Source organism: Acinetobacter sp. AC1-2, assembly GCF_016124155.1.
Taxonomy (GTDB): Bacteria; Pseudomonadota; Gammaproteobacteria; order Pseudomonadales; family Moraxellaceae; genus Acinetobacter; species Acinetobacter calcoaceticus.
The window spans coordinates 136,001-162,233 of the sequence record NZ_JABFFO010000006.1; the positions used below are offsets into that span (position 1 = coordinate 136,001).

Genomic DNA, 26,233 nt, shown 5'->3' on the forward strand with positions numbered 1-26,233 from the left:
ATGGTATTCGCTATAATTAAACATTCTTATTTTAAGTAATATTAGATGAGGCCCTCGGGTATTTTCCATGCAGAATATTCCTATTATTGCTGTGCTCTATATGATTCTGTCGATGGTCTCATATCAAATCAGTGCTTCATTTGCTAAGCAGCTCATTGCAATATTAGACCCTCTGACCGTTACAATTTTAAGGCTGAGCTTTGCAACGGTTATTGTCGCTATCATGTTCCGTTCGTGGAAAATCTGGTCGCGCTTACCCTATTTAAAATGGCGTGATTTATTGATGTACTGCGCATCTTTAGGTCTCATGAATATTTTATTTTATACGTCGCTTGGAAAATTACCTCAAGGGATTGCAGTTGGCTTAGAATTTATTGGACCATTAGGTCTTGCTCTACTTTCTATTAAACAAAAGAGTGACTACATTTGGGTAGCACTTGCGATGTTAGGTATTGCACTGATGGTACCTTGGCAAGACCCAACGCAACACCACTTTTCCTATGTAGGTGCTGCATGCGCACTAGGTGCTGGATTTTGCTGGGCCTTCTATATTTATTTTGGTCAGAAAGTTGTGACCCAAAATATAGGTATGCATGCGTTAACTATCGGAATTGGATTATCTGCACTGACCTTGCTACCCATTGGTATCTGGCATAATGCTCCAGCATTACTTGAAACGCAGTACTGGGGTAAAGCATTACTTATTGCTATTTTAGCGACCGCTATTCCATACGCTCTTGATTTGATGGCACTCAAACAACTTAATAAATTAACTTACGGTACCCTCACGAGTTTAGCACCCGCATTGGCAGCATTAACGGGTTTCTTATTACTTCACGAAGAAATCAGCATGCTGCAATGGGTGGCTTTAGCTTGTGTAATGCTAGCGTCGATTGGGGTTACTTTAAGAAGTACTAAAAAAGTAGCGTAGTTAAATACTATTGCTGCTTTTTATACTTTTTATATTCCTTTAAATATTTATTACCAAGCGTTTCTTTTTCACTGTCTTTAAGAATTTTTCCCGCCTGTTGGAAAAATTTATGCTCTTCTTCTTTTAAATGATGATGGACTTTTTCACTCAACTGTTTGGCGGTTGCTAACCAGCTTGGGCTACTCATATCTGTTTTTTCGAGCTGTTCGACCAACTCATCCATTTCATGGTGCTCAGATAAAGCATGTCTCGTAATATCTAAACCGACATCATCAAACATTAAAGGGATATATAAATAACGGTCTTCAGCAACAGAATGGGCATACAGTTCATTTTTTAATGCATCAAATAATTCTTTTCTTTCTTCGGTTAAACCATGTGTCTGAACTAATTGTTCAGAAAGGTTTCGTTGATTTTCATGGCTTTCTCTTAATGCTTCGAAAATATTCATTCTCTTCCTCATTTTTAGCTAAAAAATCTTTTTTATTTCAAGGTTTATCATACGTTGAAATTTATAATGTTTAAGTAGCTTAAAATGAGACTATTTTTTACACAGTTTTCTTTCTAGTAAACTTCTGTAATTATTTTTATATTTATGATTTTAAATGCCTACACAAAAAGTATGAACTTCTTCTCCTGATCAGTTCATACTTTTCGAAATATTTAGCCTGTTACAAACAGTTGATAGCCCAAACGACAAATTAAAACACTGACTAAAATTAAAAAGATAATACGGACAAAACCACTACCGTATTTAAGTGCGGTACGCACCCCAATAATAGAACCCAATACATTCGCTACTGCCATCATTAAGCCAATGTGCAAAATAGCGTGTCCTGTCGGAATGAAGAAACTCAATGCAGCCAAATTGGTCATAAAATTACCAATTTTGGATAAGGCAGAAGCATGCAAGAAGTCGACTTGTAAAAAACGGATAAAGAAGAAGATAAAGAAACTTCCCGTCCCCGGCCCAAAAATTCCGTCATAAAAACCAATCGCTAAACTACCTATGCCAGCCAAAACCAGCATTTTATTAGTAATTTTTTGCTCAGTATGGACCTGTCCAAAGTTCTTTTTAACTAGCGTATAAATTGCTATCACAATCAACATTACGAATACGAAAGGACGCAATACAGATTGAGGAATTAAGGATAAACAAGCAGCGCCAGCAAAAGAGCTAATCAAAGCACAAATGGCAATAACTGCTAAAAGTTTCCATTGCAACTTCACTCTTTTCGCAAAAGTATAAGCAGCCGATGCTGTACCAAAAATTGAAGAAAGCTTATTAGTACCAATCACCGTTGCAGTCTGCATGGTCGGGAAAGTGCTCATAAGGCCTGGAATCTGAATAAGTCCGCCGCCCCCAACAGCAGCATCAATCGCTCCCGCAGTAAACGCAAAAAAGATCAAACTCAGGATAACATCCCATTCCATGCCCATGCTCTATACTCTACATCTACTACAAATTTAAGATACGTTTAGGTACCAACCGTTTTTTATCGGTAATCTCGGCTAAACCTAGACAGCGCTCATCCGAAAAAACCAAAACCTCTGCTTCTGCAGAATGCTCAATATTGCTTTCTAAACCGTTGCAAAAATATTTTTCACGCCCTTCTGGAACCTGAATTTTTAAGAAATGGTCAACTGGAGCATAAACTGGAAGTAACAAAGCTTCTCTTTGCTCTTCTGTCAGACTTTCCAGATATTCAATGGTATAACTCGGAATAAGCTCAAAATGTCCGGTTTGAGTCCGGTTTAGCATCGTTAAATGCCCACCACAACCAAGTGCTTCGCCAATATCTTCACCTAATACACGAATGTACGTTCCTTTAGAACAAGTTACATCCAGAGTGATACTATTTTCGGTAAATTCAATGAGCTCCAAGGCATAAATTGTGATTGGACGTGCTTCACGCTCAATCTCGATACCTTTTCTAGCAAGCTCATATAACGGTCTACCTTCTTTTTTCAAAGCAGAGTACATTGGCGGAACTTGTTGAATATCACCTCTAAATTTTTCTAGGGTTTGTTCAATAAGCTCTCGGTTCAGAACAGGAATAGGGCGTTCTTGTAGAATCTCCCCTTCCACATCACCTGTCGTTGTGGTTTGCCCCAACCGAACAGTGGTTTGGTAGCGCTTTGTTGAGTCCAGCAAATAATGTGAGAACTTGGTAGCCTCTCCTAAACAAATAGGAAGCAACCCTGTCGCCAAAGGATCTAAAGCTCCTGTATGACCTGCTTTTTGGGCGCGATATAACCAACGCACTTTTTGCAAAGCCGCATTTGAACTAAGCCCTAATGGTTTATTTAATAGAAATACACCACTGATATGGCGACGAGAAATTTTTTGATTTTTTGTCGTCATTTTTACTGGAACACAAAGCTAGAAAAAAGTGCCGACATGTTAGCAAATTCGGCAAGATATTTTCACAATATTTAGGTGCCTTTTCACTTATTTTATGGCACATTAATAATCGAGTAAAAAAACAACAAATTAAAACTTAAGGAAGATATCTTTATGCAAGGGATGCAGAAGAAGGTATTGTGGTGTGTGCTCGGATTTTTTATTTTGGGCCTCATTGCATGTGTATATTGGTTAAGTCCAAACTCAAAAAACACATCAGCCCAAGTCAGTGAAAAGACAGCTCAAAACTTAGCATCATCTCCTCACACAGATCATTCATCGCTAAACGAAGATGCGTATCATAGTAAAAGTCAGCAAGACACAGAAGTTAACTGCCAATTAAAAATTGATAGTTCCCAACATTTGGTCGTGAATAGTCAAACCCGTGACTGCTTTGAATATTTTATTACTCAATATGGGGAAAATGATTTAGAACAAATCAAAATTCACTTTGGGAAATTTATTCAAGGACAATATCTAGAGCCAGCTCGCTCACAGATTATGGATTTATGGACCCGTTATTTAAAATATCGTGAACAGCTTGCTCAAATCCAAGCACCTTCAGTAAAACAACAAGATAAAAATTATTTTCAAAAGATTTTTAACTCGATCCAAGATATAAGAAAACGTTTCTTTTCTGCCTCTGAAATTGAAGGGCTCTTCTCGAGCGAAGATATCTATCAGAACTACACACTAGATCGAATGCAGATACTTGAGGACTCTTCTTTAAGCGAAATTGAAAAAGCACGAAAGCTTAAAGAGCGTTTTGAAGAACTTCCAGAAGACTGGCAACACAACCTACAAGAACTCTCCAAACTTGATGATTTACATACACTGACCAAACAAATTAAAGCACGCAATGGTTCAGCAGAAGAACTTCGGCAAATGCGTACAGCACTTGTTGGAGCCGAGGCGACTCAAAGATTAGAAACTTTAGATACACAACGGAATGCTTGGCAACAAAGAGTCACCAGTTACCTCGATGGTCGAGATGAAATTATTAAAAGTAACATGAGTGATAGCGCCAAAAACCAAGCGATTCAGCAGTTACGTCAACAACAATTCAATTCATCACAAGAACAACTAAGACTTCGAACTTTTGAAACGGTCCATGATCAGGGAGGTGAACTGCCATTTAATTACTAAGCCTTTCCTTTTTTGGGAATTGGCTAAACATTCACTAGCAGTAAGAAGCTGCTTTTCATACAAAATAAAAATAGTGAGTAAAAAATGAAAAGGAAGTTAATGTTTTTCTGCGCTGCAATGCTCTCAGGACTGAGTATTTCAGCGGCCCATGCAACAAATGCTGAACAAGTTAAAAGCTCGTTCGTATATTCATCTTACGCACAAACAAAATATCCAATGGTTTTTAACCATGGTATGGCAGGCTTTAGCCGAGTTGGAACAGATACACTTGGTCTTGATTATTGGTATCAAATTCTTCCTGATCTTGCTCGTAATGGGGGAAATGTCTGGGCAACAAGGGTCTCACCATTTAACTCAACAGAAGTGCGTGGAGAACAACTTGCACAGCAAGTAGAAGAAATTATTGCCATTACCGGTAAACCCAAAGTCAATTTAATCGGTCATAGCCACGGGGGCCCAACAATTCGCTATGTGGCTGGTATCATGCCAGAAAAAGTGGCATCACTCACAACGATTGGCGCACCTCATAAGGGATCACCAATGGCAGATGTCATCCTGAATGTTGAGGGTACTCCTCTTGCAGGCGTGGCAACTTTAGTAAACTGGTTTTCAGCAGCAATTACTTGGGCAGGAGGTCTAGATCCGACAAGCTATCCGCACGACTCTTTAGCAGGTGCTCATAGCTTATCAACTAAAGGTTCAGCTCAGTTTAATGCTCAATTTCCTATGGGTATGCCAACTACTTCTTGTGGTGAGGGAACATATCAAGAGAAAGGTATTTATATGTATTCTTTCTCAGGAAATAAAGCTTTAACAAATCCATTAGATCCATTTGATATTGCCCTTACAGGCAGTAGCCTAGTAGTCGATCCGTTTGGTGATAATGATGGGCTTGTTTCACGATGCAGCGCCAAATTTGGTAAAACCATTCGTGATGATTACAACTGGAATCATTTAGATGAGGTGAACCAAGTGCTTGGGATACGCTCTATTTTTGCTTCAGATCCTGTCTCGGTTTACCGTCAACATGCAAACCGATTAAAACTTCAAGGACTATAATTTTTAAACAAAAAAATGCGCCAAAAGGCGCATTTTTTTACTCGGTATAAGCTTACGCTTTACGAGCTGGTAATTTTTCACGAATACGTGCAGCTTTACCAGACAAGTCACGGAGGTAGTAAAGTTTAGCACGACGAACGTCACCACGACGTTTCACTTCGATTTTAGCAACGATTGGAGAGTGAGTTTGGAATACACGCTCAACACCAACACCGCTAGAAATTTTACGAACTGTAAATGCAGAGTTTAAACCACGGTTTTTCTTCGCGATTACAACACCTTCAAATGCCTGAAGACGCTCACGCTCACCTTCTTTTACTTTAACTTGGACAATAACAGTGTCACCAGGAGCAAAAGCAGGGATATCAGTTTTTAACTGTGCATTTTCAATAATTTGAACTAAAGGATGTTTACCACTCATTGTGGGAATCTCCAATATGTGCGGAGTCAGAAGAGGTCTGAGGTTCCGCTGGGGATAGAGGCTAAAACGCATATCAACCCGTTTATCTTTCCCTTTATGACAATATGTCTATAAAGAGCCTTAGAATATACATAAAACTATTCATTAAATAGAATCATGCTTTAACTCGAAGCATTGCTTCTCGTATTTTTGCAGAACTTTCGTTCCTGAGAATAGCGGTTAAGAATTACCACCACTCCCTTGCGCATCTTTTAGCCACTTTTTCTGCTGCTTATTCAACTCTACTTTTTCAGCCAACTCTGGTCGACGTTCTAAAGTTCGTTGATAACGCTGCAAAAAGCGCCATTTTTCGATATTGCCATGATGTCCAGATTTTAACACTTCTGGTACATCCAGCCCCTCAAAATGGTCTGGCTTTGTATATTGTGGACAATCTAAAAGACCATCAACAAAAGAATCTTGTACTGCTGACAGTTCATCTGACATTACATTCGGCAAACGGCGAATAATACTGTCAAGTAACACCATAGCGGGCAGTTCACCACCAGATAAAACATAATCACCAATTGACCATTCCTGATCAACATATTGCTGGATCAAACGTTCATCTACTCCTTCATAACGTCCACACAGTACAATTAAGCCGTCGTAATCAACAAACTGCTGTACTGCCTGTTCATTTAAGGTTTTGCCTTGTGGAGACATATACACTACAGGAACATGAACATGTCCTGCTTGTGAGGCAAGCTGTTTAGCATGGTTAATTGCTTTCGCCAAAGGCTCAGCCATCATCACCATCCCAGGGCCACCACCAAATGGACGTTCATCCACTCTTCTATAGTTTCCCTCAGCAAAATCACGAGGATTAATACAAGTGACTTGTACAATATCCCGTTTTGCCGCACGTCCGCTGATGCCGTAGGCTGTAATCGCTTCAAACATTTCAGGAAAAAGCGTAATGACTGCAAAAAACATCACAGACTCCTCTATTTTCCTGCTGTATTAATCCTAAAAGGATTAATAATCTACGCCCCAATTGACGTAAATACGACCAGCTTCAAGATCAACACGTTGTACTACATCTTTATGCCAAGGAATCATGCGTTCTTCTGAATCAATGCTGTCTGGGGTAGCATGCACCACCATTACATCATTGGCTCCAGTTTCAAATAACTCATGAATTTTACCTAAGTTTACTTCCTGTTCTTCATCATCCAGACCTAACACTGTTAAGCCTTTTAAATCTGACCAGTAGTACTCATCTACATCTGCTTTTGGCAGTTGAGACTTAGCAACCCAGATATTAGCGCCAACCAAGTTTTCTGCTCCAGTGCGATCACTCACACCTTTCAAAGCAACAACTAGACCTTTGCCATGTGGTTTCCAACGTTTTACATCTATTGTTTGCCAACCGGCCTTGGTCTCAATGTACCAAGGCAGGTAGTCAAACATATTGCTCATGGGTTCTGTATTTGAATACACCCAGAGCCACCCATTCAATCCATAAGCTGAACGTAACTGTCCAATCTGAATACGATCTTCGGGAACATTCTGTGTTGATGTCATGGGTTACCTACTACAAAAAAATTATGCAGTAGCTTTTTTAGCTTGAGCAGCTAAAGAAGCAACACGTTCAGAAGGTTGAGCACCTTGAGAAACCCAGTGAGCAAAACGGTCTGCATCTAAACGAAGTTTTTCTGCTTGACCTTGTGCAGTCGGGTTAAAGAAACCAATACGCTCGATGAAACGACCATCACGTGCATTGCGGCTATCAGTCACAACGATTTGATAGAATGGACGTTTTTTTGCGCCGCCACGTGCTAAACGAATAACAACCATGATAAAAGCCTTATAATTCTTACGGATTATCCCTGCGCCGACCATCGGCAACACTTCAAACCCCTTTCATAGAGGGCAACATTCTACGTGATTTTTGCCCTGAAAGAAAGATTAAATTTTGAGTTATCCGCAGTTTTGAATTTAAAACTACTGTAGCCAATTTGATGTAGCAGATAACGCACAATCAGTTGCAGCTTTTGCCCAAAACTTTTGCCCTTGATCATTAAGACAAATGATCCCATCACTGGCCTGAGAAGTAGTAGAAATAGGTGTAGCTGTTAATACCCAACTTGAATCAGTTATGTTAGCAAAAGCCAAGTTATATAAGGCCTGGCCTTGTTGAGGACTTACACTAGAACCATAAATCGATGTAATAGTCGCATTCGATGGATAACGATTGTGAACTATTTTTTCTGATTCTAATGTTTGGGCAATATTCATCATTTCAGATTGAACGGCTGTACGGTTCGCTTTACGTAAATATTGTAAGTACGAAGGAGTAGCTATCGCTGCTAAAATTGCAATTATCGCCACTACAATCATGAGTTCTATTAAGGTAAAACCATTCTTCATTGCCAATTCTCACTATTTGTTTCACATACATTGCAAGTGACTGTTCCACCACAGTCATTATCAACAGCCGTAGCTGTTAAACTTTGGCAACGCAAACCTGAATTCTTAGCAATAAAATTAAAGTTTCTTGAATCTATTGTTGTCGCTTTAATGACCCATGTCTGCCCATTTGCAGCACCATTCGTCAATAAATTTCCTGCTGTTGTGTCATCACTAATTTCAATCGTATAACCACCCCGTGGCAACGTTACAGATGTGGTGGTAAATCCTCTATAGGTAAAGTTCTTGGATTTATGCCGTTCCAATTGTTCTGCCAATTTTAGAATTTCACCTTTAGCAGCAGAAGCAGTCGCTCTGCGGCTATAACTTTGATATGAAGGGATAGCAATCGAAGCAAAAATAGCGACAATCACGATGACAACCATGAGTTCAATCAAGGTAACACCCTGATTAAACCGCTGGATATAGTATTTATTCATAAGTCATCCCTTAGCGATAACGCTCATACCAACGCGTAGGAACTAAATGACTTGTACACTGCCACTCGCCCGTTCCACTCTCGTTTCCAGACAGTTGTAATTTCCCACAACTATTAGTCACTGGAGGTTCATCTCTTTTTGGAACAAATGCTACGCCACGGATACCTGAGCCAATAACGTTTTTATTACATTCAGAAACTCCTGCTGGGCAGTTACCACCTGTTTGTGTTTGAAACCCGCTAGGATCTTCTTTATTCTGATCAATGGATCCATCAGAATTAAGACAGGCTCCAAATGGTAAACAGTAAGTCTGCTGATCCGTTTCACCTACCACACGTGGTAAACATGGGTCTGCCGCCACAATGCCTGTTCCCTGCGGGTCATAAACAGGCACAATTAAAGTCCCAGTAATTGCCATTGGCTCTTCAAAAGCTTTTAGTCCACCTTTAATACGGAAACTATTATTGGCTTTCTCTGTACCACCGCTCGTACTAGAAAGTGAACGATACCAACCACCTTGGCCCGTCCCCGTATTTGGAAAGAAAATTTGTGCTACTCGTGTTTCTCCAGATCGTAAAATTTGTGGATTTTTTCTAAGAGCCGATCGAGTAATATCTTTTGTTTCAAGTTGGCTATCAGTTAAAGACATTAGATTCTTTTTAATAAAATCTTTGTCGATAATTCCATAGACATTATTTACAGGGCGTCCGCTTAATGCTGTGCTAGGTGACATACCTTCACGCCCTGTAAGCGGATAAACATCCAATGGGGTACTACGGTCACCTGAAGCAATACCTACAGTAATAAAAGTGCGGATGCCATAATCATGTATGGTAACTGTAGGAGGTTCATAAAAACGCGGCGCATTCCCAGCTGTATAATCGTTCGAGCTATCATAAGTGGAATCATTCGTTGCTAAATTGGCTAATCGAACAACTCGAATACCAAAACTACTATAAGTCGAATTCGTTTTTGTCTGGTTATTATTAAGATCGATACGGAAGACTTGTCCGCCTAAATCACCGAAATATAAATGGTCTACTAAACCATCAGCGTCTCGATCTAATGTACTAATACGACTAACAATACTATGCTTCATATTAGAGTTATCAATATTAGAGCCTGTGTCACTAGTCCACCATAAGCGCTCCCCAGTTTTGGCATCAATAATATAGACAGCATTTCCTTTTGCTTTTCCATTCGTAAAGCAAGAGTCGCTCAAGGTAATATTTGGTTTTTCATAACATTGGTCATAGCCACCACCAACGATCATCACTCGTTTAATAGACCCGTTATAACGAATATTTGCCAGTACAGGTTTAGACCAACTCTGCCCCATACGACTATAATCAGTTTGGTCTACTCCTACTCTAAAGAGAAGCTTAGGTGAAGCAGGATTTAAGACATTTAAGCCATAATAACTGCTGCCACCCATTCGCATGCCCCCATAAATATTCATTTGCTTTGCAGTCACTTTCGAAACTGCAGCACTACCACTTCCTGTGGTAGTAATACTATATGCAGGGTCAGATACCCAAGCCCCATCCATACCGTGAGCAGGAGCTGAGGCATCACTTTGGCCAACAACTAAAGCTTTTGATGCAACGGGATCATTTAATATATCGGCAGGAACGAAAGCCATTTGTTCCACACCAGTTGAAGCATCCACAATATGTAAACCGCCTTCCATAGTTCCATAGAGAATGGATTGCTCTCGAGCAGAAGTTAAATTCCCATTTTCATCTAATGTTCCATTATAGGTAAGCTGTACTGGTAAAGAGTGAATACTGCCGCCCATAGATAAATATGGTTCATTCGATGTAACCAAGGAGGAAGGTAAAGTGGCCGCACCAATATCAGTTGAATAACCTAGATAATTTAATATTTTTAATTTCAAGCTAATCGGGAAAGCTTTTAAAATATCTTGCCCAGTTGAGGCATCAAATTTTCCTAAAACATAACTTGCTGTATTAGCAACACTATCAAAAGGATTAGTTCCTTCTAGTGGAGCAGCGGGAATTTTTAGCAAATTAGTTCCAGAAGTCGATATTTTCGTTAAGCTACCATCCGCTGCAACGGCGGAAACATCAGTAAATAAGTTGCGGATTTTACTTTGTACTGCGTAATAATATTTTGTGATATTTCCTTCTTCATCACGTGTTTCATTTTGCCCCACAATTGGTACAGGAACTTTTGCATATGAACCACCTAAAAAGACTTTACCCCCATCGTTATAATTAGAACTATTCCAGTAATCCTTCGTACCCGTTCTAAATGCTCCACTTGCGTTGTAGACTAATCCCCCCGTATTAGCCTCAAAAGCCCCAGCATTTGTTCCCGATAAAAGAACATGATATTTCTTTAGATTTCCTCTCCATGTTAAATACGTATTGGCGGGATTAGGCTCAAAAGCACGTAAATAACCATATTCCTGTAAATTTTTTGGATTTAACGCATCATACGGAACAGAGATTGCACCTGTTGTTAAGGGCTCTAAAGGGACTTTATCTAAATTATTAATAAATGTAATAACACTACTCGTTACCCCTTGCGCACTTTGGGTAGGGAAAAAACCACCATTTCCATAACCAGGTGCAGCGACCGCATTTGTGGTCTGATTCGGTGAACACGCATCATCTCCTTTTCGCTCAGATTGGGTTCTCGAACTTAAACGACAGGCATTTTTTACATCAGAAGAACTTAAGCTAGAAAAATCACTACCAAAACCAACAAATGCTGTTTGAATAGAAACTCCAGTAGGGTTTTTTGTTTTATCAAATAGTCGTTTCGCAAACTCCCCCATACAAGCCCAACCAGAATCTGATGAAGTATTAGAAAGTCCTCCAGCGCAACTAAAATTTGCTCCCAGAGTGCTACCTAGGGCCGTCGACATTACTGTTGCCGAGCGTGTATTTGTTGTATTGTTCGGCTCACCATCTGATAAAAAGTAAATACCCTGTCCATCACAACTTTGACGATTAGCCACTGCAGGCAAAGGAGATTGATAAATGGCGTTTAAGTTAGAGGCATTTCGATCTATAACAATATTCGGATTACTTGTCGTATCATTTGTTTTTGATTTTGGAATACCACTATCTGCGTTTGCTATAGCGTAATTAAAGGGGGTGTAGTAATAAGTATAATCATAATACCGATCAGATGAAGTCTCATAATCTGTTAATGTATTTACTCCAGGATTGAACGTGGTCCAACTACTCCAGCCATTAGAACGGCATGCTTGACTTAAAGTATTAATATCAATTTGTGAAGAATTGGTGCAAGATGAGTATTCAGTTTTATTATCGGATCGCCTTACTCGTTTGATATAGCTTTCTTTACGAATAACATAATTCGTCTCTGAATAGGTTGTTGTGCCCATCAAATAAGCAGCAGCTTCCGCATAAGCATGTGCTGAAGGTGTTGACCCACCAGCAGATAAATTTGCAACTGCCTGTTTTAATTTATAGCGCTGAGACCCCACCGTATTTAAAGTACTTGCATCTCCTAAAGGAGCAGCAGCCACCAAAATTTGCCCACTTCGACTATCACCATTTGCAGAGAAATTACCTAAGCCCACACGAGTATCATTTAAAACAGGATTATTGCTGGCTAAAAAAGCATTCATACCATTTTTAAGCATAGCCAAGCGATTTTCGTTATAACTATTAGATGTCATACTCCCGGAGGTATCTAACATCATCACAATCGTTTTTTTACCTGCTGTAGGCGATGCATAAATTTGTAAATCACTCGCCTGCACCACGGAGCTTGCCACCATCCATGTAAAAGCAACTGAACTCGAACAGATGGCATACCATAAATTATTTGGCTTAAAATTCTTCAATTTTACTTTCATGATATTCCCCGTTATGAACCTGGTGCCGTAATTTGAGTGAGCTTATTGGTATAGTTAAATTCTTGAACTTGAGTACTAAAAGGCACGTTATGATTTGCCAAACACTCTGCTAATGTTTGTTTAGCCGTTAATGCAGTATCAAAATTGTCACTAATTTTCGCTGAACTCGTGCTTAAGCAATCAGTTTGTAGAGTTTCTATAGAGGTAGATGCGTAGGTTGGTAAAAAAGCAGTGGTAATAACTCGAATACGTTGTGTAGACAGCATACTTTTAGGTAGTTGTGTGCCTTCGGAGGTATTTGTTCCTCGTGGTAAATTTGAACCAGGAATATCACTTGCAGCATCTGTTGGAATACTTACGGCAACTTGTGTAACCACTGCTTGGCGATTACTTCCATAGTCACTTGTTAAATCACAAAAACCTGCCACTCCCCCATCTTCGACGACTGCATTATTAGCACTTCCTGCTCGAAGTAAACTTGCACCTCTGGTCTGAGCAAAATTTGTTGACGTAGAAATAGGCTTATAACAAAAGTTGTATTCTGCGCCAGGGTTACTTTCGTGCTCTTTGAGCGCGGCACCAATCACATTAGTAATATTAGTTAAGGTGGTAGGATTCATCTGCACAATGAGTTCTAAAGGTGTGTCAGATGATTGAAAATTTAATTGGCTAACTTGGCTATTAGTAGCAACTTTTAAAGAAACAATAGCTACTCTTATTGCTAAAACACCTACAGAAATAACAACCAATAAAATAATAAGCACAACAATAAGAGTTGCCCCTTTTTCCTTAGATCTACTTTTATGAATTAAATGGGTCATAGACTCTCCCCCATCGCATTGCGTAGAGCAATTGTTACGTTATAAGTGCGGCGTAAGAATCGAGTTGTATTATCAGAAGCATGCACGGTTTGATCTAGCATAAGAAAAGACTGCGCGGGATCTATGGCTTTGTTTTGGGCATTATTAGTAGAGCGCGCTAATACAGATATTTGTATTGAAAGAATTCGTGGCGGCATCACAGATGGTGTAACATCTCGGGCAGCCTGTGCAGCAGCGCGATATTGGGGAATCGTATAATAAGCAAAATTGCCAGCCGCATTTTTTGCACCAAACAACACATGGAAATGGTCAATACGCGGCAATACAATTTGACCAGCGTCGCCCAACCCAGCAATAGTGGTCGGTTGAGCTGTGGCTACAGTAGAGGGAGTATTTGCATCACATGCAAGTGCATAATCTTGCTGGGAACTACCATTACTATCCAGACGTAAAAAATAACGCTCTACAATTAAATCCCCTGCAAGTACATTCACACCTTCGCAATTGGTCATATTAGTAGGAGCAATAAATTGAATAGTCAGCTGATCACTTTGCACAGCAGCGTTTGAACTATTCTGTATATTTGAAAGGCCTTTCCAGTGATTACTAACGGTACTCACCGTATCCCCTGCACCACGACTTAATAATGTGTCAGCAATATAAGTATTCGCTCCAACATTAGGGACAAAATTAACACTGTTATTGTTGGTTGCTGTTGAGCCAGTTAAAACAACACCACCCCAAGGTGTGGTATCCGTTAATATCGGGTTTATTACATTTCCATAATTTAGAAGGCGTATATCACGTGCGATATACTCCAAGCCAAAAATACCGCTATCTTGTATTTCAGCATTTGCTTTTTGTAGATGACTTGATAGAAGTCCACCAATAAATAATTGAGTCGCCGCGGCTACCAAAATTAGGCCTAAAGCTAATGCGACCATAAGCTCAATTAATGTAAAGCCTCGTTGCTTCCATGGTACAAATGAGTGAGCCATTAATATGCCTCCATCATTAAACAATTCGAATTATTGACATAAACGCCATTTGTACTCATACAGCTCGACACATCCGCGCTAGTGACTCCTTCATTTGTTGTAATTACTGGAGAGGTTTTTCCCCAAAAAACAAACAGACATTGCCTCTGCTGGGTCATTGTGCTTGTAACCCCAGGGCAATTTGTCATTGTGATTTTCATGCCAAGTTGATCAGCATTTCTCGCTGCTTGATACGCATCAAATTGAGCAAGTTGAGAAGGCGTACAAGCGGCATTGAAACACAACGTAGGAGCTGCGGTAGTAGATGAATAATTACTATAACTACGGACAAATAAAGGATATTGACTAGCTTGAGAACTATTCACGCGAATATTTTCTGCTAATCCTCTCATAATCATAATAGCTTGAGATTTACTTAATGCTTCTGAAGAAGCATCCATAGCCCGAACTTGCAAGGCAACATATCCTAAAATTCCTATTGCAAGTAAAATTAAAGCGACCAACACTTCTAATAAACCAACCCCAACTTGAGCTTCTTGCTTAGAGCTCCGCATTAACATGTCTCCTCAGCTTTAAAAATTAATGTGCCAAGCTTTGTTAAAATAAGAATTTTCTTTTTATTTATTTTTGAATTACAAATAGATAAAAGTGTATCTTGGGTAATATTACTTACCACTCCATTAGCATTAAAAGTTAAAGTCGTCGCTGTTAATGAACTTTGCGTACCATCAGCAGCTATATTTTTGAGCTCAAGAGTGTTATTGGAAGTAGTTTTCCAATTCAAAGAAGTTGGTGAATTTGAGGCTGTTGAATTCAGATTAATAGAAACGTCTTGTCGACCAAGTATGGCTTGACTCTTTGCTTCCGACAAAGTATTGATTAGATCTCGTTGATTTTCATCTAGTCGTTTGCTTTCTAATAAATTCGACATAGACGGCGCAGCCGTCATCGTAATAATCGTCATGACTACAATCGTTACCATGAGCTCAACCAAGGTGAACCCGTCTTGCGGAATAATTCCCCTCATCCCCAGAACCCCAAATAAACTTAAAAATTTTTATTTATTATTTAAATTTTACTTTTTATATTTACAAAACAAATACAAAGCAGATAAAGGGTATAAAAAAACAGATAACTGTCATATCAACAATTATCTGTTTTACTATTTTAAAATCAGTGTGTTAAATAAGTCACACTTTATGCTTGAGTCACGTGAATGCGTAATTCTTTAGGAAGGCTAAAGGTTATGTTCTCTTCACGTCCATCTAATTCTTTAGGTGCTTGCGCGCCCCAGTCTTGTAAACGTTGAATCACTTGCTTAATCAGAATTTCCGGCGCTGAAGCACCCGCTGTCACACCAATTTTGCAAGTATCATTGAACCATGACTGTTCTAACTGATCAGCATTATCTACAAGGTAAGCTGCTTTGCCCATACGCTCTGCAAGCTCGCGTAAACGATTTGAATTTGATGAATTAGGTGAACCTACGACCAATACCACATCACACTGTTCGGCCAAATCACGTACAGCATCTTGTCTGTTTTGAGTTGCGTAGCAAATATCGTCTTTACGTGGCCCTTGAATATGAGGAAATTTTGCACGCAAAGCATCAATAACTTTAGCCGTATCATCAATAGATAAAGTTGTTTGAGTTACAAATGCAAGTTTTTCAGGATGTCTTACTGCAAGTGCAGCAACATCCGCTTCATCCTCAACCAGATAAATGTCACCACCTTTTAATTTGTCATATTGACCCATTGTTCCTTCAACTTCTGGGTGCCCTTCATGACCAATTAAAATTGCTTCAGTACCTTCACGTGCATATTTAGTCACTTCAATATGAACTTTGGTAACTAAAGGGCAAGTCGCATCAAACACTTTTAAGCCTCGGCGTTCAGCTTCTTGTTGAACGGCTTTTGAAACACCGTGCGCACTAAAAATTACAATTGAGTCATCCGGAACCTGATCTAGTTCATCAACAAAAACGGCCCCTCTTTGACGTAAGTCATCTACCACAAATTTATTGTGTACAACTTCATGACGTACATAAATAGGAGGATTAAAACATTCTAAAGCCCGATTGACGATTGCTATGGCTCGATCAACACCGGCACAAAAACCACGCGGATTAGCTAACACAATTTCCATAACAGCCTCAAAATTAATAAAACAGGGGAATTTCTCTTGAATATTTGCAATTAAAACTATTCAGTTTAAACGCACGGTACACTACAATAGCGAAGATATTTTATCATATCAGGAAAAATATCATGTCGGGTCTATTGTTTGTCGTTTCTGCTGCATCAGGAACAGGCAAAACATCTTTGGTGAAAGCCCTGCTTGACCGTGTAAGCAATTTACATGTTTCAGTCTCGCATACTACCCGAGGTCAACGTCCTGGTGAGTTAGATGGTGTTCACTATCACTTCACTACAAAAGATGACTTTCTAGACCAAGTAAACCATGAAGGCTTTATCGAATACGCTGAAGTATTTGGTAATTACTATGGCACTTCTCAAGCAACTGTAAAACAACAGTTAGCTCAAGGGCACGATGTTCTACTTGAAATTGATTGGCAAGGTGCAGAGCAAGTACGCAAACTTTTTCCTGAATCCAAGCAAATATTTATTTTACCGCCAACACAGTTTGACCTACGTCAGCGTTTATCTAATCGCGGTACTGACTCAGTTGACGTCATTGAACATCGTTTAAGCTGTGCAGTTGAAGACATGCAGCATTACACGAACTTTGATTACATTATTATTAATGATGATTTTAATAAAGCCTTACATGAGCTTGAAGCTGTGATTACAGCAAACCGTTTAGTGTTATCCCAGCAAGCAAAACGTCATCAAACATTAATTCAAGACTTGATTACTCCTCAACCAAAACAGGAATAACTTGAGTCTGGATCGAAAGCCTTTTATACTGTTTAGTCTGTTCAAATTCACCATTCCAAAACGAGAACTTTTATGGCACGCGTCACCGTTGAAGATTGTTTAGATCATGTAGACAACCGTTTTGAGCTTGTGCTCGTTGCAAGTAAACGTGCTCGTCAATTGGCACGTCAAGGCATGGAGCCAACTGTAGAATGGGATAACGACAAACCGACTGTAGTTTCTTTGCGCGAAATCGCGGCAGGACACGTTACGAAAGAAATTCTTAAACAACGTGAACAAGATTATCAAACTTCTAGTCTTGATCTTGCTCTTTCTACAAACAGCTTGAATTTAGAAGGTTTTTCTTTCTAATTAATTCTGTTTCATAAAAAAACCATCGTTTTTCTGCGGTGGTTTTTTATTTGGCTTTGTCTTGAATTTAAAGATATTGAAAAAAGCAATTATTTTCATTGAAAAAAAAATACACTTTTTCAAATGAAAAAATTGACAAGTTCCGCAATATGCTTTTCATTAAGAAGTAGATAGATTTAGTTTCTCAGCATTAGGAAAAAGGGTGATTTATGCCAGGCGAAGAGGTCAGCCAAGCCAAGCAACAGCTTAAATTGATTATCGACCCTTACTTATCGGTAAGTGAGGTCGAGAAAGTGCTTGCTGCCTGTGATTTTGCCGATCTAGCGCATACTGGCATTACACGTAAAAGTGGTGAACCCTACATTCTGCATCCAATTGCTGTCAGCTGCATTCTTGCGAACATGCGTTTAGATGCTGAAACTTTAATGGCAGCACTTTTGCATGATGTTATTGAAGACACTCAATATACAAAAGAAGATATTACTGAAAAGTTCGGTCTGACAGTTGCCGAGCTGGTTGACGGTGTAACCAAACTTAGCCAGTCAAGTGATAAAGAATATAACAAGGCCGCCTCATTCCGAAAAATCTTGCAAGCGACCCTACAGGACCCACGTGTCATTATTATTAAATTAGCCGATCGCTATCATAATATGACAACTCTAGGTGCTTTACGTCCAGATAAACGCGCTCGTATTGCTCAAGAAACTCTTGATATCTTTGTGCCAATGGCAAGATTAGTCGGCATGAATGAAATGGGCGATAATCTAGAAAATCTTTGTTATCAAAATCTTGATCTTGATATGTTTGATAACGTGCAAAATGCACTACGTCAAACCAAACCAGAGCGATGTAAATATCAAAGTATCTGGGAACAAAACCTCGCTGAACTTCTCCACAACTATCATATTCAAGGCCGCATTAAAAAGAAAAATAACAATATCGAATTATTACGCCATTTCGTTAAAAATGAGATGGATTTACAAGAGCTTACCCATAGCCATGCTTTTGAAATTGTTTTACAAACAATTGCCGACTGTGACCGCCTAGTTGATGCTTTAAGAGAAAATTTTCAAGTCATCCAATACCAAGACCATATCCGTCGTCCATTACCTGGTGGCAACCAATCTTTATTGATTAAACTTAAAGGTGAAAAAACCACATTATCTCTTACCATTCAAACCGAGCTTATGCGTAAAGCTGCCCGTTTTGGTGTTGTATTAGGTGAAAATGCACCACAAACTTGTCGCTCAGCCATTCAAGCCTCTATGCAAAACCTGAATACGCTTATCGATGGAGAATGTGCAAAAACAACTTTCAATGATTTATTAGATTACTTACATCAAGAAAAAATTTGGGTTTACACACCACATGGTCAACTCCATGAGTTACCACAAGGTGCTACCGTAGTTGATTTTGCTTATTCAGCAAGTTTATTTTTAGGTAACCATGCAGTTGGTGCAAAAGTGGATGGTGAGATTAAACCATTATCTACACCATTAATTAGCGGTCAGGTTATCGAAGTTATTACGGATGTTTTAGCAACACCAAATCCAGACTGGTTAAGCTTTATTAATACGCAAAAAGCCCGTCGTGCTTTACAACATGTTCTTAAAGATCAAGAAATTGAAGAACAGCGTCTTGTCGGTGAGCAAGCACTTTCCCGCGCATTAAAACTTTTCAATCGTTCGATCAGTGATCTCTCTGATGCTGACTGGTTAGATTTACTGCAGTGGCGTCACATCGATAACAAGAATACATTGTTTGAACAAATTGCGGTTGGTGACTTACTTCCTCAACTTGTAGCTAATCACCTATTTGCTCATGACAAACACCCTCAAGTAGAAAACTCAGATCGACTTATTCAGAGTACTGAAGGTATCGACGTTAAATATGCGCATTGCTGCAATCCAGTTTTAGGTGACCCAATTCAGGGGCACTTAACACGTCGTGGGTTAATTGTGCATCGCATCCGCTGCCATAACTTGCTACATGAACAACATCTACATCCTGAAAATATTATGCCGCTTCAATGGAAAGCAGATGATGTAGATGATGTACGTTTTACCGCCTACCTCGCTATAGATATGGCAATGAATGATGAACAGGTATCAGACCTGATCTATCAATGTCGTAAAAATAATGCTGGGGTAGAGATGGTTCATTCAAATGAGCAAAGAACTTTTGTTAATATTGTAGTCAACAACCGTAAACATATTGCAAAAGTCATCCGTGACTTACGTATGCATTATGGTTTCCCGCGTATTGAACGTTTGGATGCTGCTAATCCCCAAATGGAAGTTTCAAAAGTAAGCTAATCTTTACAAAAGCTATTGGTCAGGTTTATGTTTCTTTAACAAAATCAAACTTTCCAAATTCACTTAATCAATTAAATCGATGATACTTTTGTCCAAACCTATCATCGATTATGATGGAAAGAGATTTAATCAAGGAGAACCAAATGTCCCGCCAAGTGATTCATACTGAAAATGCCCCTGCTGCTATCGGCACATACTCTCAAGCTATTTTAGTAGACAATACGCTATATCTATCAGGGCAGATTGGTTTAGACCCATACAGTATGGAACTTGTAGAAGGTATCGAAGCTCAAATTCGCCGTGTATTTGATAATTTAAAAGCGGTTTGTGAAGCTGCTGGTGGTTCACTTGCAGACATTGCCAAACTTAATATTTTCCTAACCGATTTATCAAATTTCCAACTTGTAAACCAAATTATGGGTGAATATTTTGCTCAACCGTATCCTGCCCGTGCAGCATTAGGTGTAGCTAGTCTACCTAAAGGTGCATTAGTAGAGATGGATGGTATTGTTATTATCAATCAATAAGATACAAAATATTAAACACTCGAAATTAAAAAATATTTAGCTCTAAATTAGGTACCACCCTTGCGTAAAATCTGAACACCACTCAGATTTCCGCTCAGGTGGTATTTTTTTATCCAAAATCCCAATAATAATAAATGAGATTTTAAATGAATTTCATTGACAAACGATAATAATTATCAATAATATCAATTATCGCATTTATATTTGGGGATCACTCCCATGTACGTTTGCTTGTGTCGTGGCATTACCGATCAAGATATTAAAGACGCCGTTGAAAATGGCGCTGAAAGCTATCGCGAAATTCGTGACTTGCTTGATCTCGGTACTTGCTGTGGACGCTGTGCACCAGAAGCACGTGCTATTATTAGTGAAGAATTATCAGAAATCGCTGCTCGTATTTCCGTAGCTGCGTAAAAGAATTATAAACATTTAACCGTATTTATTAGCTCCTCCACCGCTTTTTGCGGAACATTAATAGTTCCTCATTCAAGCGGTTTTTTTTGGCAGAAAACTTTCCTGTACTAATATTGTGTTGTTTTTGATTGCGATTTTCATTTGCTGTTCCATAAACTACTCGCCATATCCATGATTGTTCACTAAAATGGTTTTATAGATTGCCTTAATTGGATTAAGGCAGAAATTGTTTTGGAGTAGCTACAATGAAAGGCAATCGTGATGTCATTAATCAGCTTAACCAAGTGCTGTACCATCATTTAACTGCAATTAATCAATACTTTTTACATTCACGCATGTTTAATGATTGGGGAATTGAACAGCTCGGTTCTGACGAATATAAAGAATCAATTCGTCAAATGAAGCATGCAGACAAAATTATTGAACGTATTTTGTTTTTAGAAGGCCTTCCTAACCTTCAGCATTTAGGCAAACTTTACATTGGTCAACACACAGAAGAAGTTCTACACTGTGACATTCGTAAAGTGAAAGAAAATATAGAGGCGATTCAAAAAACAGTTGCACTCGCTGAAACAGAACAAGATTATGTAACTCGTGATCTCGTTCAAGAAATTTTAGAGAAAGAAGAAGAATATTGGGACTGGTTAGATACTCAGATTGACCTTATCGGCAACGTTGGCATTGAAAATTACATCCAGAGTCAGATGTAATTTCTCATAAAAAATCCCCTTGAATACAAGGGGATTTTTTATTACTTTTCTTTTAATAAATCTGGTAGCGTTATTTTTTGCTTATAGAGATGCTTTAAAATTAATATTTGCTGCTGCGCTTGCTCTATTTTTCCATTATAAGCCAGCAATTTTGCATATTTACGTAAATTATATGGAGTCGCTTTATTCTTTACTGAATTTCCCCACTCAACTAAATCAGCTTCGGGTAATTTAGTTTCTGGATTAAGTTCAATCCATTTTAAACGCTCTTCAAACTGCGTTAAAACAAAAATTTTACTGCTTCCCATGAACTCTGCATTTGGCTTTTTATTCTTATAAAGTAAATTACTATTCAGAACATAGACATTGTAATCACGTAAAATCGCAATAATAAGCAGTAAACTAACTATCCATATTAAGCGAAAAAGTTGCTTATTAAGCACAACTCCCTTGAGTACAGGAGTTTGTGCCTGAACGATACCAAGTAAAAAACCACAGGTAAGCAAGAAATAAGCATAGCGCTGTGGGAACTCGAACATGGCATGAATGAACACCGCACACACCATCATAATCGCTATAATTGAGATGGTTTCTTTAGCCTGTTGATTTAACCAAAGGAACCAACATGCAAAGTAAGCAATGATTACAGTCGCTAATGGAATACCATTCCAGATAATTAAATCAAGCAGTACATTATGGGCGCTATTAAACCATACATGTACAGTTCCATATTGAATACTATCGACTACAGCAACACTAGTTTGGCTCCACCCATACCCAGCCCATGGTTGCTGAGCTATAGCATGCAATATTTGTATCCACATACCTACACGCTCATGCCCCGAACCTGCCCGAGCAACAAACGTACTCGTTTCAGTAATCTCTGTATTTGTAGAGAATTCGATGAATTGAGTAATATAAGGTAAGATTAATCCAGCAATTAAAAAAAATGTTAGGCACCACAAGAAGCCTTGAGCAAGTCCAAATCTTTTTTGCTTTTTAAACTGCTTAATCATCCAATAGATGAGTAAAAATGGAAAAACTATCCATGAAGTTCTTGACTGACTCAATGCGACCGTAAATAAAATAATGAGCGCTGAAGGCAATAACAACCAGATAGTTACTTTGTTCTTTTCATATAAATACAAACACCCTAATAATCCAATAATTAAAAAGGTTGCCATATTATTGGGTTGACCAAAATTACCGTAAGGACGATTACCCAGCAACTTAAGCACATACGGAATATGAGACTCAATATTCAACCATTGGCAAATTGCAATGAAGCTAGTGGCAAGGGATACAATAATTACGAGTAAGCTAAAACCCGAAAAGATTTGATCTCGCTTTTGTTGATCTAAAGATAGGTTGTAACCAGCTAAAACCATAAACCAAAAACCTAGCAAGTAAAATGAACTCAATAAAGCTGTGCTCAAATCAAAAACTAAACCAAACCCCCACTGCACTATTGGAATTAAAGTAAATGGCAGCAACAATAGTTGTGCTCTAGGAATTTTAATATTTTGCTGAATTAGGGCGGCTAATACACATAATCCAGCCCCAAAAGTACTCACTTCACTCGAAAACATAACCCAAGGGCTATAGTGAAATGGAGACAACCATGCAAAACCTAACAGGATTGCAGCGAGGAATAGGAAGAATACTTGCATAGTAAAAGGTTAGAGGCTAAAACTTGAAAGAATTATACATGGAAGCCTAAAAGAAAATGTATGAAGTCTCTATGAAAAGATCTTGATAGAGTTTACTTCAAAAAATTAAGGAATTTGTGAAGCTGGCACCAAATGCTCAGCAGCACCATAAAACCAGAAATTTGGTGCCATTCTTTCAGCATAGCTACCACACCCCCCGCACATTAAATCTTGTCCTAAATACATGATCATAATGTAAAAAAAAATAGCTCCCCATAAACCGATCAGTATTTTTGTCGACAGAAAAGAAAATCTGGAACTAAAAGATAATTTTCTTTGGGAAAAAGTAAATGCTATAAATAATACACAAGCAATTTGTGAAGCTGGATAAACCATACTCCCTGAGAACATTGCATCAACTAAAATCGCAGTTACGCCCGCTTTTGCAATAGCTAAAACACTCCTATCTATGAACAGCCTAACAACTTGATAAATTATCCAAACTAAAAATATCCCTCCAACAATTCCCCACTCAAAAATCAATCTTAAATATAGGTTATGCATATGATGACCATAACTATATTGTATCTTCGCCAGATAACCTCCCCCTACTCCAAACCATGGTGTTTCTTTCCATTGTTCAAATACAAACCTCCACATTTCTGAACGTAAAGATGTTCCTGTACGTAATACCGTCATAGTATTTTTATCTGCAAGATAAACCACTGTCTTGTGAACCAGAAACGCGAATAATATATACCCAATAGTTTGTAAAATCAGATTTCGATTTTGCCTAGAAAAAATAAATAAAATAAATAAACCAGTCATTATTGCAAATAATGCCGACCTGGCACCATCAAACAACCATGCCAAGGTAAAAAAGAATACAGCTACCGGATAAAAGTAATAAATATAAGGATACTGCTTATTTCTCAAAAAAATCAGGAAAAAGAAAATAGGCACTATGATGCTGTCATAAATTCGAATTGTTCCAGAGTTAAATTGCCAATCAAACCATTGTTTATAAAAAATAAAATTAAGGATAGAAATAAGAATAAATAAACATGGAATAAAGGATGAAACTATAATTAAAGCTATTCCATGTTCTATATTGCCCACATTTTTTAATGTATATGTTAAAGCAGACAATATAAATAATAACGTTATTGCCGACCAAAGTTCTTGAAACTGAAAAATGCTATAAGTTGTTATCTGTATAGTTATTAATATGCTAATTAGAAAAAAAGTAAATTGAGTAACGATTGAATATTCTATTTTTTTTGTAAAGATTAAAATTGATAAAGCACATAATGCTAAGGGAAATTGTAATAAACGAAGCTCATCGTATTGAAATACAGACCATCCGATTTGATATCCCAATAAAGCACTAATAAGATAAATTTCTATTAGCAGGAACAGTATATTGTTTTTCAACATATTTATTTTCTTCAATAAAAAAGAGAGGTCAGAGCCTCCCTTTTTATTTAACTTAATATTAAGACGCAGCACACCCTTTAGGAGCAAGTGACTTATTGTCTGCATCTGTAATACCCGTAGTTTCACAAGTCCAAATGCCAGTTGCGCCAACTCTTGTCCAAGTCATTACTGCACCTGTAACTTGAGAAGGGGTATTTTGAACTGTACATTCAATAGTTCCATCACCACTACCTGCTGCAAAACCAGTTACAGCAATATTACAATTTGATGTAGTTGCCTGAAGGCCAAGATCAGCTAGGGTAACTGCCTCCCCATTATTAATTCGCTCTTCAGCTACAGTTTTACCTGCTGAAATCTCTGACAAACTTGCTGTTAATTTAGATTTTGCTTGATACTTACTATACTGTGGAATCGCAATTGCCGCCAAAATACCAATAATGGCAACCACGATCATGAGCTCAATTAATGTAAAACCTTTTTGTGCATTCATAGCCTTTTTCCCCAAAGATTGTATGTATGTTTTTATATAAGCTTTTTCAGCTATCAACTATATTGCAGCAACCATGCCAACTTTTATTTTATTTATAAAACAAAAACTTATATTAATTTTTCAATTTACTAAATATAAAATCACTGTAAGTAACTGACAAAAATCGTCACATAACTTTTGGTTATAACAGATCACACATAAAAAAAAGTAAACAAAACTTATCAAACTTTATATTTAGTTCTGTGAACAAATTCTCTTTAAAAATAAATAAATAGATGACATTTTTTGTCAGTCACCTTGAGAAATAAAAATTATGAGATATGGAACTTTTAGAAAATAACTTAATTTATAATAATTGGAGCATTTCCCAATTCATTGGATTGATCTGGCATGTTTTCATCATAAAAATGTGACATCACCTCTCCAATTTGATGAACACCAATCACTACAGCTTGCTGATATTGTTTTTGTTTAAGTTGTTGCACGATAGAATCACAAATCTGTTGCCAGACTTGATCATTAGTGGCATTTCTAATACCGCGGTCAAATATAATTTCTACTGTACGTTCACATAAGTTTAAATAAAGTAGTACTCCACTATTTAACGCGGTGTCCCAGACCCCTAATTCTGCAAATAACTGCTGTGCTCTTAAACGTGTGTTTTGTCTATAGGCTTGTGAACATGGAATATGGCCTTCAATTACAACCTGTATTTCGCCAACATGTCCATGTTCTGCTTGTTGTACCGCATCAGCAATCGTCTGCTTATCTTGTTTTGAAAAATAACGGCTACTGGCCGGAAAATAGCATAGATGTTTAAACCAACGTTTTAAGCTTGGCTCTACAGATTCCTCAATTTTAGGTTGAGTAATAATTTGTGTTGTTTCTGATGTTGTTACCATGAGCCTGAAGC

At 38.2% G+C, this 26,233-nt stretch carries 28 protein-coding genes and 1 pseudogene; 10 read left to right on the forward strand and 19 right to left on the reverse strand.

Annotated elements, in window-relative coordinates; translation table 11 throughout:
• The first annotated feature begins 67 nt into the window (after window positions 1-67).
• The gene (locus HL290_RS16315) at window positions 68-931 is read left to right on the forward strand and encodes an EamA family transporter (RefSeq protein ID WP_005038341.1); all 864 of its coding nucleotides are present in this window, start codon (window positions 68-70) and stop codon (window positions 929-931) included.
• Window positions 932-938: 7 nt separating this feature from the next.
• Here the strand turns inward: HL290_RS16315 and HL290_RS16320 are convergent, their stop codons facing one another.
• The 3 genes from HL290_RS16320 to truB all read right to left on the reverse strand — a co-directional run bounded on the left by HL290_RS16320 (window position 939) and on the right by truB (window position 3,296).
• Window positions 939-1,382 carry a hemerythrin domain-containing protein gene (locus HL290_RS16320; protein WP_003653765.1) on the reverse strand — a complete coding sequence of 148 codons (444 nt, stop codon included), beginning with the start codon at window positions 1,380-1,382 and terminating at the stop codon, window positions 939-941.
• Between the two features lie 212 nt (window positions 1,383-1,594).
• Entirely contained in the window at window positions 1,595-2,371 is a 777-nt protein-coding gene (locus HL290_RS16325) for a sulfite exporter TauE/SafE family protein (RefSeq protein WP_198078153.1), read from the reverse strand.
• 19 nt (window positions 2,372-2,390) lie between these two features.
• Window positions 2,391-3,296 carry a tRNA pseudouridine(55) synthase TruB gene (truB, locus tag HL290_RS16330; protein WP_198497018.1) on the reverse strand — a complete coding sequence of 302 codons (906 nt, stop codon included), beginning with the start codon at window positions 3,294-3,296 and terminating at the stop codon, window positions 2,391-2,393.
• Between the two features lie 153 nt (window positions 3,297-3,449).
• Here truB and HL290_RS16335 point away from each other — a divergent pair, with 153 nt between their 5' ends.
• Both HL290_RS16335 and HL290_RS16340 read left to right on the forward strand, forming a co-directional pair.
• A complete protein-coding gene (locus tag HL290_RS16335; RefSeq protein ID WP_198497019.1) occupies window positions 3,450-4,481 on the forward strand; it encodes a lipase secretion chaperone in 1,032 nt (343 codons plus the stop codon).
• A gap of 117 nt (window positions 4,482-4,598) precedes the next feature.
• On the forward strand, window positions 4,599-5,540 hold the full coding sequence (locus tag HL290_RS16340) for a lipase family alpha/beta hydrolase (protein WP_198497031.1): 942 nt from the start codon (window positions 4,599-4,601) through the stop codon (window positions 5,538-5,540).
• A 52-nt stretch (window positions 5,541-5,592) separates the two neighbouring features.
• Here HL290_RS16340 and rplS read toward each other — a convergent pair whose 3' ends face one another.
• From rplS to ispH, 12 genes are all read right to left on the reverse strand, one after another.
• Window positions 5,593-5,961, reverse strand: coding sequence for a 50S ribosomal protein L19 (gene rplS / locus HL290_RS16345; protein WP_003653770.1), 369 nt, complete (start codon window positions 5,959-5,961; stop codon window positions 5,593-5,595).
• 219 nt (window positions 5,962-6,180) lie between these two features.
• Window positions 6,181-6,936 carry a tRNA (guanosine(37)-N1)-methyltransferase TrmD gene (gene trmD / locus HL290_RS16350; protein WP_198497020.1) on the reverse strand — a complete coding sequence of 252 codons (756 nt, stop codon included), beginning with the start codon at window positions 6,934-6,936 and terminating at the stop codon, window positions 6,181-6,183.
• Window positions 6,937-6,978: 42 nt separating this feature from the next.
• The gene (gene rimM / locus HL290_RS16355; protein WP_003653772.1) at window positions 6,979-7,527 is read right to left on the reverse strand and encodes a ribosome maturation factor RimM; all 549 of its coding nucleotides are present in this window, start codon (window positions 7,525-7,527) and stop codon (window positions 6,979-6,981) included.
• A 21-nt stretch (window positions 7,528-7,548) separates the two neighbouring features.
• Entirely contained in the window at window positions 7,549-7,800 is a 252-nt protein-coding gene (gene rpsP, locus HL290_RS16360; RefSeq protein WP_000260334.1) for a 30S ribosomal protein S16, read from the reverse strand.
• 147 nt (window positions 7,801-7,947) lie between these two features.
• On the reverse strand, window positions 7,948-8,373 hold the full coding sequence (locus HL290_RS16365; protein ID WP_005038325.1) for a type IV pilin protein: 426 nt from the start codon (window positions 8,371-8,373) through the stop codon (window positions 7,948-7,950).
• Window positions 8,370-8,852, reverse strand: coding sequence for a type IV pilin protein (locus tag HL290_RS16370; RefSeq protein WP_198497021.1), 483 nt, complete (start codon window positions 8,850-8,852; stop codon window positions 8,370-8,372). Before HL290_RS16370 ends, HL290_RS16365 begins: the two co-directional genes overlap by 4 nt.
• A gap of 10 nt (window positions 8,853-8,862) precedes the next feature.
• Window positions 8,863-12,708, reverse strand: coding sequence for a PilC/PilY family type IV pilus protein (locus HL290_RS16375; protein WP_198497022.1), 3,846 nt, complete (start codon window positions 12,706-12,708; stop codon window positions 8,863-8,865).
• An 11-nt stretch (window positions 12,709-12,719) separates the two neighbouring features.
• Window positions 12,720-13,529: a PilX N-terminal domain-containing pilus assembly protein gene (locus HL290_RS16380; RefSeq protein ID WP_198497023.1), complete on the reverse strand. Its 810-nt coding sequence runs from the start codon at window positions 13,527-13,529 to the stop codon at window positions 12,720-12,722.
• On the reverse strand, window positions 13,526-14,527 hold the full coding sequence (locus tag HL290_RS16385; protein WP_198497024.1) for a PilW family protein: 1,002 nt from the start codon (window positions 14,525-14,527) through the stop codon (window positions 13,526-13,528). Before HL290_RS16385 ends, HL290_RS16380 begins: the two co-directional genes overlap by 4 nt.
• A complete protein-coding gene (pilV, locus tag HL290_RS16390; protein WP_198497025.1) occupies window positions 14,527-15,087 on the reverse strand; it encodes a type IV pilus modification protein PilV in 561 nt (186 codons plus the stop codon). The genes HL290_RS16385 and pilV overlap by 1 nt, the downstream gene beginning before the upstream one ends.
• Entirely contained in the window at window positions 15,081-15,554 is a 474-nt protein-coding gene (locus HL290_RS16395) for a Tfp pilus assembly protein FimT/FimU (RefSeq protein ID WP_198497026.1), read from the reverse strand. Before HL290_RS16395 ends, pilV begins: the two co-directional genes overlap by 7 nt.
• A 170-nt stretch (window positions 15,555-15,724) precedes the next feature.
• The gene (gene ispH, locus HL290_RS16400) at window positions 15,725-16,675 is read right to left on the reverse strand and encodes a 4-hydroxy-3-methylbut-2-enyl diphosphate reductase (RefSeq protein ID WP_003653781.1); all 951 of its coding nucleotides are present in this window, start codon (window positions 16,673-16,675) and stop codon (window positions 15,725-15,727) included.
• 122 nt (window positions 16,676-16,797) lie between these two features.
• Between ispH and gmk the strand changes: the two genes are divergently transcribed.
• The 7 genes and pseudogenes from gmk to bfr all read left to right on the forward strand — a co-directional run bounded on the left by gmk (window position 16,798) and on the right by bfr (window position 21,744).
• Window positions 16,798-17,427, forward strand: a complete 630-nt coding sequence (gmk, locus tag HL290_RS16405) for a guanylate kinase (RefSeq protein ID WP_003653783.1) — start codon at window positions 16,798-16,800, stop codon at window positions 17,425-17,427.
• Window positions 17,428-17,499: 72 nt separating this feature from the next.
• Window positions 17,500-17,778, forward strand: a complete 279-nt coding sequence (rpoZ, locus tag HL290_RS16410; protein ID WP_002116990.1) for a DNA-directed RNA polymerase subunit omega — start codon at window positions 17,500-17,502, stop codon at window positions 17,776-17,778.
• Between the two features lie 80 nt (window positions 17,779-17,858).
• A pseudogene (locus HL290_RS16415) lies at window positions 17,859-17,948 on the forward strand (hypothetical protein); the annotation flags it as partial.
• Window positions 17,949-17,987: 39 nt separating this feature from the next.
• Window positions 17,988-20,093 (forward strand): RelA/SpoT family protein, encoded by a 2,106-nt coding sequence (locus HL290_RS16420; protein ID WP_005038306.1) that lies wholly within the window; start codon window positions 17,988-17,990, stop codon window positions 20,091-20,093.
• Window positions 20,094-20,236: 143 nt separating this feature from the next.
• Window positions 20,237-20,620 carry a RidA family protein gene (locus tag HL290_RS16425; protein ID WP_002116996.1) on the forward strand — a complete coding sequence of 128 codons (384 nt, stop codon included), beginning with the start codon at window positions 20,237-20,239 and terminating at the stop codon, window positions 20,618-20,620.
• 219 nt (window positions 20,621-20,839) lie between these two features.
• Complete coding sequence (locus HL290_RS16430; protein WP_004639703.1) at window positions 20,840-21,034, forward strand: bacterioferritin-associated ferredoxin; 195 nt, start codon at window positions 20,840-20,842, stop codon at window positions 21,032-21,034.
• Window positions 21,035-21,279: 245 nt separating this feature from the next.
• A complete protein-coding gene (bfr, locus tag HL290_RS16435; RefSeq protein WP_198497027.1) occupies window positions 21,280-21,744 on the forward strand; it encodes a heteropolymeric bacterioferritin subunit Bfr in 465 nt (154 codons plus the stop codon).
• Between the two features lie 41 nt (window positions 21,745-21,785).
• On the opposite strand, the gene HL290_RS16440 is transcribed toward bfr, so the two are convergent.
• From HL290_RS16440 to HL290_RS16455, 4 genes are all read right to left on the reverse strand, one after another.
• Window positions 21,786-23,414: a PglL family O-oligosaccharyltransferase gene (locus HL290_RS16440; RefSeq protein ID WP_198497028.1), complete on the reverse strand. Its 1,629-nt coding sequence runs from the start codon at window positions 23,412-23,414 to the stop codon at window positions 21,786-21,788.
• Between the two features lie 105 nt (window positions 23,415-23,519).
• Complete coding sequence (locus HL290_RS16445; protein ID WP_198497032.1) at window positions 23,520-24,830, reverse strand: O-antigen ligase family protein; 1,311 nt, start codon at window positions 24,828-24,830, stop codon at window positions 23,520-23,522.
• Between the two features lie 58 nt (window positions 24,831-24,888).
• Window positions 24,889-25,320, reverse strand: coding sequence for a pilin (locus tag HL290_RS16450; protein WP_198497029.1), 432 nt, complete (start codon window positions 25,318-25,320; stop codon window positions 24,889-24,891).
• Between the two features lie 341 nt (window positions 25,321-25,661).
• Window positions 25,662-26,222 (reverse strand): TPM domain-containing protein, encoded by a 561-nt coding sequence (locus HL290_RS16455; RefSeq protein WP_198497033.1) that lies wholly within the window; start codon window positions 26,220-26,222, stop codon window positions 25,662-25,664.
• Window positions 26,223-26,233 lie beyond the last annotated feature (11 nt).

What these genes read in the sequence shown, in the direction of transcription:
- HL290_RS16380 (WP_198497023.1), bottom strand. Translation starts at nt 13,529, where the DNA reads ATGACCCATTTAATTCATAAAAGTAGATCTAAGGAAAAAGGGGCAACT.
- HL290_RS16420 (WP_005038306.1), top strand. Translation starts at nt 17,988, where the DNA reads ATGCCAGGCGAAGAGGTCAGCCAAGCCAAGCAACAGCTTAAATTGATT.
- HL290_RS16440 (WP_198497028.1), bottom strand. Translation starts at nt 23,414, where the DNA reads ATGCAAGTATTCTTCCTATTCCTCGCTGCAATCCTGTTAGGTTTTGCA.
- HL290_RS16425 (WP_002116996.1), top strand. Translation starts at nt 20,237, where the DNA reads ATGTCCCGCCAAGTGATTCATACTGAAAATGCCCCTGCTGCTATCGGC.
- HL290_RS16320 (WP_003653765.1), bottom strand. Translation starts at nt 1,382, where the DNA reads ATGAATATTTTCGAAGCATTAAGAGAAAGCCATGAAAATCAACGAAAC.
- HL290_RS16375 (WP_198497022.1), bottom strand. Translation starts at nt 12,708, where the DNA reads ATGAAAGTAAAATTGAAGAATTTTAAGCCAAATAATTTATGGTATGCC.
- bfr (WP_198497027.1), top strand. Translation starts at nt 21,280, where the DNA reads ATGAAAGGCAATCGTGATGTCATTAATCAGCTTAACCAAGTGCTGTAC.
- HL290_RS16445 (WP_198497032.1), bottom strand. Translation starts at nt 24,830, where the DNA reads ATGTTGAAAAACAATATACTGTTCCTGCTAATAGAAATTTATCTTATT.
- HL290_RS16450 (WP_198497029.1), bottom strand. Translation starts at nt 25,320, where the DNA reads ATGAATGCACAAAAAGGTTTTACATTAATTGAGCTCATGATCGTGGTT.
- ispH (WP_003653781.1), bottom strand. Translation starts at nt 16,675, where the DNA reads ATGGAAATTGTGTTAGCTAATCCGCGTGGTTTTTGTGCCGGTGTTGAT.
- HL290_RS16455 (WP_198497033.1), bottom strand. Translation starts at nt 26,222, where the DNA reads ATGGTAACAACATCAGAAACAACACAAATTATTACTCAACCTAAAATT.
- HL290_RS16315 (WP_005038341.1), top strand. Translation starts at nt 68, where the DNA reads ATGCAGAATATTCCTATTATTGCTGTGCTCTATATGATTCTGTCGATG.
- HL290_RS16325 (WP_198078153.1), bottom strand. Translation starts at nt 2,371, where the DNA reads ATGGGCATGGAATGGGATGTTATCCTGAGTTTGATCTTTTTTGCGTTT.
- HL290_RS16365 (WP_005038325.1), bottom strand. Translation starts at nt 8,373, where the DNA reads ATGAAGAATGGTTTTACCTTAATAGAACTCATGATTGTAGTGGCGATA.
- rpsP (WP_000260334.1), bottom strand. Translation starts at nt 7,800, where the DNA reads ATGGTTGTTATTCGTTTAGCACGTGGCGGCGCAAAAAAACGTCCATTC.
- rplS (WP_003653770.1), bottom strand. Translation starts at nt 5,961, where the DNA reads ATGAGTGGTAAACATCCTTTAGTTCAAATTATTGAAAATGCACAGTTA.
- truB (WP_198497018.1), bottom strand. Translation starts at nt 3,296, where the DNA reads ATGACGACAAAAAATCAAAAAATTTCTCGTCGCCATATCAGTGGTGTA.
- gmk (WP_003653783.1), top strand. Translation starts at nt 16,798, where the DNA reads ATGTCGGGTCTATTGTTTGTCGTTTCTGCTGCATCAGGAACAGGCAAA.
- trmD (WP_198497020.1), bottom strand. Translation starts at nt 6,936, where the DNA reads ATGTTTTTTGCAGTCATTACGCTTTTTCCTGAAATGTTTGAAGCGATT.
- HL290_RS16335 (WP_198497019.1), top strand. Translation starts at nt 3,450, where the DNA reads ATGCAAGGGATGCAGAAGAAGGTATTGTGGTGTGTGCTCGGATTTTTT.
- HL290_RS16370 (WP_198497021.1), bottom strand. Translation starts at nt 8,852, where the DNA reads ATGAATAAATACTATATCCAGCGGTTTAATCAGGGTGTTACCTTGATT.
- pilV (WP_198497025.1), bottom strand. Translation starts at nt 15,087, where the DNA reads ATGTTAATGCGGAGCTCTAAGCAAGAAGCTCAAGTTGGGGTTGGTTTA.
- HL290_RS16395 (WP_198497026.1), bottom strand. Translation starts at nt 15,554, where the DNA reads ATGAGGGGAATTATTCCGCAAGACGGGTTCACCTTGGTTGAGCTCATG.
- rpoZ (WP_002116990.1), top strand. Translation starts at nt 17,500, where the DNA reads ATGGCACGCGTCACCGTTGAAGATTGTTTAGATCATGTAGACAACCGT.
- rimM (WP_003653772.1), bottom strand. Translation starts at nt 7,527, where the DNA reads ATGACATCAACACAGAATGTTCCCGAAGATCGTATTCAGATTGGACAG.
- HL290_RS16430 (WP_004639703.1), top strand. Translation starts at nt 20,840, where the DNA reads ATGTACGTTTGCTTGTGTCGTGGCATTACCGATCAAGATATTAAAGAC.
- HL290_RS16385 (WP_198497024.1), bottom strand. Translation starts at nt 14,527, where the DNA reads ATGGCTCACTCATTTGTACCATGGAAGCAACGAGGCTTTACATTAATT.
- HL290_RS16340 (WP_198497031.1), top strand. Translation starts at nt 4,599, where the DNA reads ATGCTCTCAGGACTGAGTATTTCAGCGGCCCATGCAACAAATGCTGAA.